The organism is Desulfotignum balticum DSM 7044, from assembly GCF_000421285.1.
GTDB lineage: Bacteria > Desulfobacterota > Desulfobacteria > Desulfobacterales > Desulfobacteraceae > Desulfotignum > Desulfotignum balticum.
Genome location: NZ_ATWO01000001.1, coordinates 4,138,335 through 4,150,794 on the forward strand (window position 1 = coordinate 4,138,335; position 12,460 = coordinate 4,150,794).

General features: G+C 50.0%; 9 protein-coding genes. 2 read left to right on the plus strand and 7 right to left on the minus strand.

Going from position 1 to position 12,460, the window contains the following annotated elements:
* Nucleotides 1-59: 59 nt before the first annotated feature.
* From K365_RS0120680 to K365_RS0120695, 4 genes are all read right to left on the minus strand, one after another.
* On the minus strand, nt 60-4,913 hold the full coding sequence (locus K365_RS0120680) for a RecQ family ATP-dependent DNA helicase (RefSeq protein WP_029725647.1): 4,854 nt from the start codon (nt 4,911-4,913) through the stop codon (nt 60-62).
* A 28-nt stretch (nt 4,914-4,941) separates the two neighbouring features.
* Nucleotides 4,942-8,454, minus strand: a complete 3,513-nt coding sequence (locus tag K365_RS0120685) for a YhaN family protein (protein ID WP_024336121.1) — start codon at nt 8,452-8,454, stop codon at nt 4,942-4,944.
* On the minus strand, nt 8,451-9,716 hold the full coding sequence (locus K365_RS0120690; RefSeq protein ID WP_024336122.1) for a metallophosphoesterase family protein: 1,266 nt from the start codon (nt 9,714-9,716) through the stop codon (nt 8,451-8,453). Before K365_RS0120690 ends, K365_RS0120685 begins: the two co-directional genes overlap by 4 nt.
* 150 nt (nt 9,717-9,866) lie before the next feature.
* On the minus strand, nt 9,867-10,109 hold the full coding sequence (locus tag K365_RS0120695) for a hypothetical protein (protein WP_024336123.1): 243 nt from the start codon (nt 10,107-10,109) through the stop codon (nt 9,867-9,869).
* 228 nt (nt 10,110-10,337) lie between these two features.
* Between K365_RS0120695 and K365_RS0120700 the strand changes: the two genes are divergently transcribed.
* Both K365_RS0120700 and K365_RS29490 read left to right on the plus strand, forming a co-directional pair.
* Nucleotides 10,338-10,610 carry a ParD-like family protein gene (locus K365_RS0120700; RefSeq protein WP_024336124.1) on the plus strand — a complete coding sequence of 91 codons (273 nt, stop codon included), beginning with the start codon at nt 10,338-10,340 and terminating at the stop codon, nt 10,608-10,610.
* Nucleotides 10,564-10,734, plus strand: coding sequence for a type II toxin-antitoxin system RelE/ParE family toxin (locus K365_RS29490; protein WP_353740181.1), 171 nt, complete (start codon nt 10,564-10,566; stop codon nt 10,732-10,734). The genes K365_RS0120700 and K365_RS29490 overlap by 47 nt, the downstream gene beginning before the upstream one ends.
* A 168-nt stretch (nt 10,735-10,902) precedes the next feature.
* On the opposite strand, the gene K365_RS0120705 is transcribed toward K365_RS29490, so the two are convergent.
* From K365_RS0120705 to K365_RS26045, 3 genes are read right to left on the minus strand one after another with little or no spacing between them, the layout of a single operon-like run.
* Nucleotides 10,903-11,346 carry a hypothetical protein gene (locus K365_RS0120705; protein ID WP_024336125.1) on the minus strand — a complete coding sequence of 148 codons (444 nt, stop codon included), beginning with the start codon at nt 11,344-11,346 and terminating at the stop codon, nt 10,903-10,905.
* On the minus strand, nt 11,327-11,851 hold the full coding sequence (locus tag K365_RS0120710; RefSeq protein WP_024336126.1) for a hypothetical protein: 525 nt from the start codon (nt 11,849-11,851) through the stop codon (nt 11,327-11,329). The genes K365_RS0120705 and K365_RS0120710 overlap by 20 nt, the downstream gene beginning before the upstream one ends.
* A gap of 32 nt (nt 11,852-11,883) precedes the next feature.
* Nucleotides 11,884-12,237: a helix-turn-helix transcriptional regulator gene (locus K365_RS26045; RefSeq protein WP_024336127.1), complete on the minus strand. Its 354-nt coding sequence runs from the start codon at nt 12,235-12,237 to the stop codon at nt 11,884-11,886.
* Nucleotides 12,238-12,460: the final 223 nt, after the last annotated feature.

Sequence of the window (12,460 nt, forward strand, 5' to 3'; positions counted from 1 at the left end):
GTAACGGTTTTACGCAGCAGTGGCTGCTGGTTTATGATTCCGGCAGTTAAATTTCCGAATCAGCATCCGGTCTTCTTTTCCAAAAACAGTTCCGGCAGGACAATTCTGATTTCCTTTTCTGAATCTTCTTTCTGCCAGTAGACGATGTAATTCACAGCGGCCCGGGCAGGCGCATACCCGGCCCGGCAAAGTTTTTCCAGTCTGTTTGAAAACGATCTGGAAAATGTGACGATGGGCACCCCTTTCTTGTCCAGGCAGCGGTTGTCACGCACGATTAATCCATCCCCGCTTTTCAGGTGTGAAATTTCACGCTGCCGGCCCATAAAATAATCCAGCCAGATATCTTTGTGGCCCAACTGCATGACCAGCTGATCCGGGGGAAACTGTTGTTCATGATTATCGATCCGCGCCATTCCCTGAACCGGCAGATCATCGAGAAAAGGGGCGTTCAGATGGATGGTCAGATTCTGTTTCGCCCGGGTCATGGCCACATACACCAGGCGTTTCTTTTCATCAGTGCTCAGGTCGAAATTATCCAGCAGGATAAACACATGATCAAACTCTCTTCCTTTGGCTTTGTGCATGGTGGATACAAGAACGACATCCCCGGCGGCATCTGAAAAATCCTCCAGTCTGGATTCCCGGATAAACACCTCCAGATCGGACCGGTATTTTTTCTGCGGATTGGCCGCCTCAAACCCCTTGATCATGTTCAGGCAGATATCCAGTTTCGCGCTGTTTCTGTAATCATTCTCCAATTTTCGCCTGGCCGCTTCCCATACCTGAACATCTATGATAAACGTATCGTCTTTCAGATGGAGCTGGTCCAGAAAATATCTGATTTCCGACAGATTGTACAGATTGAACCCCTCATTGGTCTGGACCAGCTTTGCCGGCATCCGGTTTTTCAGCAGAAGGCCGGCTGCCTGCAGGGCTTCTTCATTGGTGTGGGTCAACACGCAGATGGTCCCGGCAAGCCGTGTGGAAACAAGGTCCTGAACCAGGGAAGAGACCAGATGGCGGCTGCGATAGCGGACGATTCTGATGCTTCCGGAGCCGGCCTGCCGGGCGACAACAGGGGTGTCTTTCAACCGGCGGCGGATCTTTGCAGCAAACAGGTTTGAAAATTCAACCAGATTCTGTCTGCTCCGGAAATTTTCCACAAGCTGATACATGACTGCGTTCTTATCGGCAATGAACTGTTCCAGATATTTGGAGCTGGCGCCTCTGAACTCATAAATATTCTGGTCGTCATCTCCCACGGCAATGATCCGCATGTCCGGATTCTGATCCGCCAGAACACGGATCAACGCGTATTCATCCGCGTCCATATCCTGGGCTTCGTCGATCACCAGAACGGCTTTGGCGATCCGGGCAGGCTCCACCTCGTCGTTCCTGATTTTGGCAATGGTTTTCCGGATAATCCCGCCCGATTTTTCAAGGGTGCCGATTTTTCCGAGCAGGTCAAAACAATAGGAATGAAAGGTCTTGATCTCGATAAACCCGGCGGCATTGCCGATCAGTGCAATGAGCCGTTTCTTGAATTCCGTGGCCGCAGCTCTTGAAAAGGTCACCATGAGCAGCTGCTCATGTTTGACGTCCTCCATTAACAGAAGGGATGCCAGCTTGTGCACCAGGACCCGTGTCTTGCCGCTTCCCGGTCCTGCCGCCACCACCATGTACTGGGTCTTGTTATCGTTGATGATCTGTAACTGGGCCGGAGAAAGGGTTCCGAAAAGCTGCCTGAATTTGGCGGGCGTGATATTTCTTTTGATCTCATCTCCCCGGCTGCCCTTGAAATACCGGCGGAGAAACGACGCAAAATTCAACTGAAAATAATCTTCCACAAACTGCAGGGCCGCCTTGTAATCCCGGATCATTTTTCTGGCATACTCGCCCACGATGTGGATCTGGGCCACCTTGTTCTCGTAAAACTCTCCCAGCTGCTTATAGTCCTCGATTCTGTAACGTCTTCTGTTGTCCATTTCCAGCCGTTCAAGGGTCAGCCGGTTATAGACCACCAGAAATCCGCCTTCGATCCGTATCGCACCGATCCTGGACAGATAAAACAGGGCATCTTCCACTTCCTCCGCCGAGGTTTCCTGCCGGAACAAAGATCCATGGGTTTCATACGCCGCCTTTAACTCCAGCACGGAAAATTCAACCAGCGCCAGGTCCTCTCCCATGGCGGATTCACCCTCAACAGACCCTGCCGTGATATTTTCAGCAGTCTCTTTTCTGCTTTTTTCATACAGCCGTTCCACAATGAACCGGGCCAGTTCATGCCGTTTTTCCAGTTTTTGCCGGAACACCTCCCGGGGCTCGTTCAGGGCCGCGGCAAAGGTGTGTTTTGCATAATCCGCATGGGGTCTGTGTATCCAGTGTTTGATGGCCCAGAAATTGATGAGGGTTTTAATTTTGGCGGGATCGGCATCGGCACACCCGTTTTCCGCTGCCTGCTCATTGAGTTTTTTGATATGAAAAACGATTTCCTGCTGTGCCATGTGTGTCAGTAAAAAGGCTTCAAGTCCTGCAAAAACCTTCAGAATGCCCAGGGACCGGTTGGTTTTTTCCCCTTTTTTGATAAATGCCGTCAGGTCTTTGGCATCTGCCAGTATGTTTTCTTCCCTGAGCAGGGTGATGATACGAATGACCTCTTCTTTGACAATGCCCAGATGGTCACTGATGTAATCCACTCTGGATTCTGCCACCTCATCGTTGGCCTGTTTTCTGGTTTTGCTTGAAAACAGCTTCTTGATGATCCGAACTGCCTGCTGCTTCTGTTTTTCCTCAAACCGGTCCGAGGCCGTGATCCGGTCAATGGCCTGCTGGGCGTTTTTGGTCAGGATACTGTTGGCATATATCCGGGGCATGTTCTGGCCCCGCTTCAGGTATCCCGCATTTTCCAGGGCTGCGATGGCGGTCTTGACCCGTGTTTCGATTTCAGCGATGTTATCATCCCACCCGGCTTTTCTGGCAATTTCCAGGGCGGAATTGGAGACTTTGGACCGGAACCGGGTCAAATCCTTGACCGCTTTCCAGACCTGCTGAATCTCTTTGACATTGAGCCGGGTCTGATTCAAAAGAATAAAATGCTTGCCAAGATCCTCTTCATTGAACAGGACAAAACAGTCTGCCGTGACCGTTTCATCCCTGCCGGCCCGGCCGGCTTCCTGGACATAGTTTTCCAGGGAATCCGAGATGTCGTAATGAATCACCATGCCGACATCTTTTTTATCCACGCCCATACCGAATGCGGAGGTGGCCACCATGATCCTTACATCCCCTTTGATGAAGGCATCCTGGTTTTCCATTTTCTCATGGGTGTCCATTTTGCCGTGATAGGGTTTTGCAGGGTATCCGTCCGCCGTCAGCCGCCGTGCCAGGTCATAGGCCCGGTAGGTTCTTGACACATACACAATGGTGGGGCATTCCCTTTGATCCAGCAGATCTCTGAGCGTGTGGAATTTCTCCTCTGGATTGTCCCTGAAAAACACCCTGTACTGCAAATTGGTTCTGGACGCACGGGATCGGAACACTTCCAGATCCAGGTGCAGGCCGTCTTTGAAATAGGTCTGGATATCCTGGATCACCTTTGGCTTGGCGGTTGCAGTAAAACAGGACACAGGGAGCGGGTCCTCCAGTTGCTTTTTTTCCTGGACTGCTTTGATGAACTCACCGATATACAGATAATCCACCCGGAAGTCCTGGCCCCAGGCGGAAAAACAGTGGGCTTCGTCAATCACGAAACGGACGATATTTCTTTTCAGGATCACGTGTTCAATGGTTTTGGACCGCAGCGATTCCGGAGACAGATAAAGAATGGATGCCGTGCCGTTTTCCACCCGCTCAAACGCGTTGGCCCGCTCGATGGGATCCAGCAGACCGTTGATGGTGACGGCATCGGTAATCCCCACCTTTTCCAGGTTGTCCACCTGGTCTTTCATCAACGACTGCAAGGGAGAAATGACAATGGTCAGTCCCCGGGCGTTTTCTCCGCTCATGAGGGCCGGCACCTGGAATGCCAGGGATTTGCCACCCCCGGTGGGAAAAACCGCAAGCAGGGATTTCCCGTCGATCGCGGCCTGAACCGCCTGTTCCTGAAGGGGTTCTTCGCCATAGGTCCGGAAGGAATCAAACCCGAAAAATTGTTTCAGGCCCCGGTGGATATTCAGGGCCTGGCCGCAGTAGTCACACCCGGTCAGGCAGGGATGATTCCTTAACAGATAGATCACTGACTCGATTTCAGGACAGGTTTTCAACACCCAGGGCGGGGTGATGGCATACCGGTCATCTGCATGAACCAGGGACAGGCAAAAGGCCAGGGCCACGGGAAATTCCGTGATCAGTTTTCCCAGGTCCGCATTACTGCAGATCTTTAAATGAAATGTTTTCAGGATCAGATCTTCAATGCCGGCGGTGTCATCTCCATAAAACCCCAGATACCTGAAAAATCCCTGAAATCCGGGCTTGTCATGCAGAAGAAAAAAAAAGATCTGCTGTAAATCCCTGTCTGCCCGCGCAAACGCAGCCACCTCGTCATAAAACAGATCCCTGGCCTTGACGGCATCATTCAACGGATTGCTCAAATCCTGGGTCTGTAATTTGTCGTCCTTGACCAGGGCATGGTAGGGCCTGGCGGGAAACAGCAGGGGAGACAGAAACAGGGTATCAATCATATCAGCCCGGTCAATGCCCGCGATTTCCACCGCTTGTACGATATAAGTCAAATCGTGACGAATGAGATTATGGCCGCATAAAAACCGGGAGCCCTTCAAAAATTCGGCAAACCCGGCGGCAGAACCGGAATGAAACGTGTTCCCGTCCTCTTTGATGCCGCCCAGATCAAGAATCCGACCTCTTTCAGGGTCAATTTCCGTGTCAACAAACGCTATGGGATTCTGTATTTTCAATTGTCTTCTTCAGGCCCTGTTCGATTCGTCAGGAAAGCGCGTGCTGAAAGATCTTACCGGTGTCGTTACAGGTGTCTGCCAGTTCCAGCACCCGTCTGTGGTGCGTAAAAAGCAGGACCTGGATGCGTCTTGACAGTTGTGCCAGCACCTCCAGGCCGACACGGGTTCGGTGATCATCAAACCCGATCAGGATATCATCCACCACAAAGGGCATGGGTTCGCCCTTTGTCAGATGCTGCTCAAGCGTGGCAATGCGCAGGGCCAGATAGAGCTGGTCCCGGGATCCGTCACTCATGCCGTCGATGGCCACCTCCTGATCGTCCGGTCTAACACCCAGCAGCACCGGCGTTCCGGAAGCATCCAGTTCATCCCTCAGACCTGCGTAAGAGCCCAGCGTCAGCGTTGAAAACAATTCACCGGCCCTGCCTAAAACAGGGGCCTGGTTTTCTTTTCTGTAGGCTTCTATCTGCTGCTCCAGGATCAGGGAGGCGATCTGGAAACGCAGATACTGCTCGGCATTTTGTGTGATGCTGGAAAGGTGGGCTTCTGCTTCTTCAGACGCGCCGGCCGCCATGGCACTCCCGTCATTCTGCCGGATATCATGCTGAATGGTCTGCCGCTGGTCCCGCAGCGTGTCTCTCTCGGATTGAAGTTCTTTGAGCTCAATGGATATTCTGTCTATGTCCCCTTTGATGCCGTCAATATCTGAACGGCTTACCTCTTTTTCCAGCGCGTCAATGCCAAAGCCGTCTCCATTGCGGTTCAGTTCCTGTTCCAGCGCTTCAATCTGTTTGAGCAGGTCCCGTTTTTGGTTTGACTTTTCCCCGGCCTCGATCAGTTTCTCAACCGTATCCACCCCGGCCTGTGTTTTCAATTCACTGATTTTTTCCTGGGACTGTCGGATGGTGATGGTGACGTCTTTGATCTCCTGTTTTTTTTCATCCATCTGATCTTTGATTTTGATCAAACTTGCCCGGGCTTCCCGGGCCGCATTCAGGTCCCGATGGAGTTGACCGGCAACTCTCAATGCATCCTGACCCTCTGTCATCATTTCCATACTGCCGGCAAATTCGTGGACTTTTCTGTGAAAATCCTCTTTGACCTTGTCCATGCCGTAAATTCGTTTCCGCAGCTCTTCAGACTGATCAAATTTTTTAAAGAACGACACCAGGTGATCAAAGGTTTCCAGGGCGGTTTCCGGGTGGGTATCCGGATTCAAACCCAGGCCGGAGATGGCTTTTTCCCACTCACCCGTCCAGGTGATCAAACCGGTTTCAACGGTTTTCAGGTCATCTTTGGTCCGTTTCAGCCGGATGCGCAGATCTTTCAGTGAATTCTCAATTCTGTGACGGTTGTCCCGGACATACTGCTCTGTCTCGATTCGCTGTTCACACAGTGAAATCAGTGCTTCCAGGCTCTTTCCCTGTATGTTTGCCCCGGAATCAAACCCGGCGATCCGGCGTGACATCGATCTTTTCAGAAGATCGCATTCTTCCCCCAGTTTTTTTTCTCTGGCTGAAATCTCCTTTGCCGCATGAATCTTTTCGATCAGCCGTTCCGCTTTCAGCACCCACTGCTTCATTTCCCGGGGGGTGCCGGCAGCGACATTCAACGGATTCCAGATGGCGGCCCATCGGTTGTCCAGATCTGCCTGAGATTCTTTTATTTTTTCGAGAATCGTTGACAGTTCAGCGATTCGAGATGTCATGTGATCAATTTTGGCTTCCAGGTCCGCCCGTTTCACCACCTGGTCCGCGTCCCGTCTCAGCCGGTCGGACATCTGGTCTGCCAGCGCAACCTTTTTTTCATACACGGCCGGCAAATCAGATCCGGATGTATATGCCTGAACACGGTCGCCGATATCATGCCCCTGGATATATGTTTGTTTAATCAATGACCATCCCTGGTCACGGTCCTTCCGGGACGACTCCAGGTCGGCAATTTTCGGCACATCTTCCTTTAACAGCAGTGCTGTTAACTCCTGTTCCGCCTGCCTTTTTTCCGCTTCGATTTCCTGTTTTTTTTGGGAGGCGGTTCTGGATTTTTCCATGAGGTCATCGGTTTCTTTTTCAAACCGGTCCAGGGTTTCAGAAACAGGCAATCCCATGGATAATAAGGCGTCTGCATTCCCGTGAAAGTTCCCCAGTCTTGCAAATTCGTTTTCGCAGGCGGCTTTTTCCTGTGCCGCCTGGATCCTGATATCGTTCAGGCGCTGCTCGATGTCGCCGGCTTTGCGTGCCGAGGCCACTGCCGCTTTCAACTCCGTCAAATCGATGTCTTTTTGCGGCAGGTTTTCCAGCTTGCTTTCAAGCGACTTTATTTCGTCCTGGAGATCCTTTAATGCGGCTTTATGCCCGTCCTGTTTCTGGATCAACAACCTCTTATTCTGGGCCAGTTCCGAGATCCATTTTTTATTGTTGAGATGCGGCCTGAGATGATCGGCGTCATCCAGACCCATGTCCGGCCGGATCCCCTTCAGCAGGGTCTGGGCTTCATTTCGCAGCAGCCGCCGTTTTCCATCCTGACCGGGCCGGTCCGCCAGGGTTTTTTCCACCGCACCGAGTTCTTTGTAGAGCCGTGAAATGGCATCTTCATTTTTCAGCAGATCCTCCCGAACCCGCAGAGATCCGGACTCCTTATTCAGGGCATCCTGTCTGGCCTCGAGGCGTTCTTTTGCGTCCAATGCGTGTTGAAGCGTTTGTCTGACTGTTTTCAGTTGATCTGAAAAATCTTCCGGCAGCAGCAGTACCGTGCCCAGAGCGTCCATTTTCGCCAGACAGCTTCGTCGCTGGGCCAGGGCCCCTTTGACACGGTTGATTCGTTCCAGACCGCTTTTCTGTTTGTTCTTTTCATCGATCTTTTGTTCCACCTCATGAATCGCGGCACTGATCGTGGATAAATCTTTTTGCAGCGCTTTCCAGGTAGAAACGGGCAGGGAGGCTTCCCGCATCCTTTTCAACGCATCTTTATATTCTGAGATAGCCCTGTTCAGGACGGCTTTGGATCCCCGGGGCTTGAAGATATCAACTGCACGGTTCTGCATCTCCATCAATATGTCCCGAAGGTTTGCCGTCCCGGCCGCTGCACTGAACAACGCCTGGCCCAGGTCCCCGGACTGTTCCAGCAGCTCCCGGCCGCCGGCAATCAGTCTTTCATGGTCAATCCCCCAGAGCCGGGTGAAAATGGTTTCATCGATACCTGGTGGAAGAAACCGTCTGAACCGGGTTTCATCCAGGGGCGCGTCACTGCCATATTCCAGCAGGGTGTCTTTATTTCCTTTTCTCCGGATAAATTCGATGGTTTCTCCGGTGGAGAGCTGCAATTCCCCGCCGATCCTGAGCTGGGGATTTGCATGAACAAAATTATCGCCGGTTCTGGCGGGAATGCCGAACAGCCAGTTGGTCAAAGCCCGCAATGAAGTACTTTTTCCGGCTTCGTTATCCCCGTAAATCAGATGCAGCCCCTGATCCCCCTCTGACAGGTCCAGGGATTTTTCTGTAAACCGGCCGAAAGCAATGAGGTCGAGGCGGTTGATTCTCATTTTTCCTCTCCTGTTGCCAGCAGTCTGCCGATCAGCATTTTTTTGGCTTCCCTGGTGATCCGCTCAAGGACCTGTCTGTCGCTCAAATCCAGGATGGACCCCGTGCCAAAGGCTTCCGGCGGCACTTTCTGCCGGAGTTCCGCCAGTTTGTCTTCCAGACCGTCTATCTGACCCGGATCCTCAGGGGTTGAGACAATGGCCCTGAGCAGTTGTCCCGGAGATGTGTCATCGGCCAGAACGGTTTCCAGATCATACTTTCCCAGGGTCCTGTTTTCAACCCGTTCAATCCAGACATCATCGCCGGCGGTTTCAGCCCCCAGCGCTTTGATCTGCTGTTCCAGTTTTTCCGGAAACGCGGCCAGGTGATCAGACAGTTTTGTAGCCCCGGTCAGTTTTATTCTCATCGCCAGGGGCCTGTCTTCTGCCTGTGCCCTTTCCTGTTCAATGGTTTCCCGGACTTTTTCGAAGACATCCCGGAGGTCTTCCATATCGGTCAGATCGATTTTTGTCAGGGTCCACCGCAGGACATCCAGAGACACGGGTTCCATCTGTGTGACGGCATCTTCCTCAACCGTGACCTTCACACAGCCCTTGGGACCGCTTTCCCGGATATGCCGGCCCTGTATGCATCCCGGGAACACCACAAAAGGATCTTTAGAAACGATTTCCTGCTTGTGGACATGCCCCAGGGCCCAGTACTGATAATTTTTTGAGCAAAGATCATCCAGGGTGCAGGGTGCATAGGCGGCATGGCCCTCCCGGCCGTCGAGACTGGTATGCAGCAGCCCGATATTGAACATGCCTTTGAGGCCCTGACAGAATCCCGCGGCCAGGTTTTCATCCACATGCCGGGCTTTAAAACTGCGTCCATGAATGGCCACGGAACAGTCTTCCAGTGTGACGGTTTCCACTTTGCCGGCTGAAAACATCTTCATGTTGGCAGGCGTCTGTAACGCTTTGGTCATCCGGTTTGCGGCATCATGATTTCCTGCAACCGCAAATACCCGTATGCCGTGCTGATTCAGTCTCCCCATCTGCCGGCTTAAAAATATCCCGGTGCTGTAGTCTTTCCAGTCCCCATCATAGAGATCTCCGGCCAGCAGCACAAAAGCGGCTTTTTCTTCGATGGCCAGATCCACCAGGTTTTTGAACGCTCTTCTGCATGCGTCCCGAATGGCATCAACAGGGGCGGACTCATATCTGGACAGCCCGCGCAACGGGCTGTCTAAGTGAATATCCGCCGCGTGAATGAATGTAAACATGATTGCTCCTTATGGTTCACCCGCCACCGGCATCCCAGGCCGGTATTTCTGCATGCGGCTGAATCATATCATATCTAAACCCGCACGACTTCAAAAAATTCCAATTCCACATACCTTTATACCTTCGGATCTCAATCGCCGGCAGATCCGCTACCCAAAGAAAATTCGTTCATATTTTTCCGTGGCAGCCTTCCCTTGTGCATACTGCTGGTGCCATTCCAGGGGAACCGGCCAGCCGCACTGCGTTTTGCCAGGCCCGGTCACCAGGGCCGCATCCAGCTGATAGGGATTTGCATCCACCAGGGGAACATGATCCCCGTGAAAATGGCTGAAAACAATGTCCGTGGCAAGCCCCCATACCTGTATGATCTGTTTGCGGATGACCTCGCCCATCGCAACCTGAACCGGGTGCGGTGCCTGACCATTACGAAGAAACCCCAGCGCCGATAATCTCAATTTTCATGCTGAATCCGCCTTTTTCAATTTAATATCTTTCGCCATTGTGTACCAGCCACTGGCACCCCATGATACCCTTGATCCACCTCAGGCGTATCAATAATTAAGTTGCGTTTTACAACTCTGAATGGTATTTTACAACTAACTACTATCAAGGAGGTTATCATGGCAACCGCAGTAAAAGTATCAGATGAACTGTTTGAAAAAGCAAAAACAAAATCAAAAGTGTATAAAAGATCCATCGCCGGCCAAATTGAATATTGGGCAAAAATAGGCCAATTGATTGAAGAAAACCCGGACCTCCCTCTTTCCTTTATTCAAGACATTTTAGAAGGAAAAGAGCAAATCAAAGCAGGACAGGGCTGTCAAATCGATTTATCAACATCCAGACATCGGGGTTGCCAAAACAGGGGATTTACAGGGTGTCCGGGTATTTAAGTTCAAATCACAGAATCAACAGTTATTGTTGGCTTACGAAATCGTTGAATCGATATTATATCTTTACACTTTCGGATCTCATGAGAATTTCTATAGAGCTTTGAAAAAGTATCTGAAAGAATAACCCTCTTTTTCCAGTCATTGTTTTTATTCCATCGCCGGCCAAATTGAATATTGGGCAAAAACAGGTTATTTACCAAAAAATTCACCTGATTTTATCAACAAATCGAGATCGCCTTCAACCGTGTATTTTTGCGCCATAAACATTTTCGCCCCGTCTGATCAGCGACAGTTATAATCCCCGTTCGTAAAATACCCGAATATATCTGACACTGGACAATATCAGGGCCAGACCAATGCCGATGTACAAGATTGCCAGTTCCTTTTTCGGAATCATTGAATGGCGCAGCAGGCCTCCCATGATCACCATAACAGCGATCATCAGATAACTCTTCCAGGGGATAAAGGCAAACAAACACCGCACCCCATTCATATGATGGATTCGCTTCAGGTTTTTATCAACGATCTTCAAAAATCCAAAATGGTGGACCAGCAGGGCCAGCAGCACACCGGCACCCGCATACAGATACCTGTGTGTTACAGATGCCGCTGACAGCCATGAACAGGCCAACGACAAAAGCATGATGCCGACACCGGCCCAGACAATCCCTGCAAGAAATATCAGAAAAGTGTTCTTTACTGCCGGTTTATATTTGTCAAAAAGATATGCAGACAAATGCTTCTTCAATTTGATTCCGAAGTCCTTTAATGGTTAATAACGTTTGCTCAAAATCAAGAAGGCGCTCTGGATAATACTGCTTGAGATATTCTTTTTGAGCTGGACATAAATACCAGGTACAGACAAAAGGCCTTTCTGTTCTTGAAAGGATACAACCTTTTTGTGTAAGGCAGCCACATGTTCTTATCTGATTTTTCAGAGTAATTTTTTTGATTTGCGATTCTGGCAATTTTCCAGTGGCAAAATAAATATACAAAAGATCTTTAAAATCAAACCAGATCGTTGCCCTCATGCAGCAGATATCTTCACAATTTACACATGTACATGCGCAAAGGCTTTCCATGGGCTCTGATATAATTTCATAATTTTTTTGAATTTTCTTTGCAATACAAAAAAGCTCAGTTAATTTATCTTTGCCTTTATTTTCAACTGCTTTAAAAGACAGTAAAACCTGATTCCAATCATCAGCCATTTGCCAGGGTATGTCTGAAATCATATCCATTTAATTTTATAAATTGTGATGATGCTTATTGCTCAACCGAATAGGGGTTTAAAAACTGCCGTCTCCAATTTGTTCTTTTTGCGGACAGATTTCGGCAGAAGCGCCAGCTTTTCCCGGGTGTGATGCAGGTGTTTGGCTAATGCGTTTTCATCGGCATCAAACAACTTGACGCCGACAATGGCTGCTGCTTCAAATACAGCGCCGATTTCACATTTGGGATTGCCTTTTTCAATACGCTGCAGCATACCTCTGGAAATTCCGGCACGGTCGGCCAGTTCCTGAGCCGTGATCTTTCGCTCATTGCGGGCTTCACGGATCAACCCTCCGAGTAACATTACGGCATCGCGGCAATAAGGTGAGTAGGTACGTACTATGGATTTTGGCATCTTTCCTTTTGGTTTGTATATAGACACTAAAATAGTTTAATGATCTTTATATGGATCACGAGACTATTAAAAATGACGCTGCTTGTCAAGACAAAAGATTCATATATGGATCTTATATGAGTCTTATGAACTATATAGAAAGCTTTTTTAGTGGTTATTGAAGATTTGAATTCGGAATTATCACCCGCCCGCCTGTTCTCCTCAAACATCTCCACTGGCATGA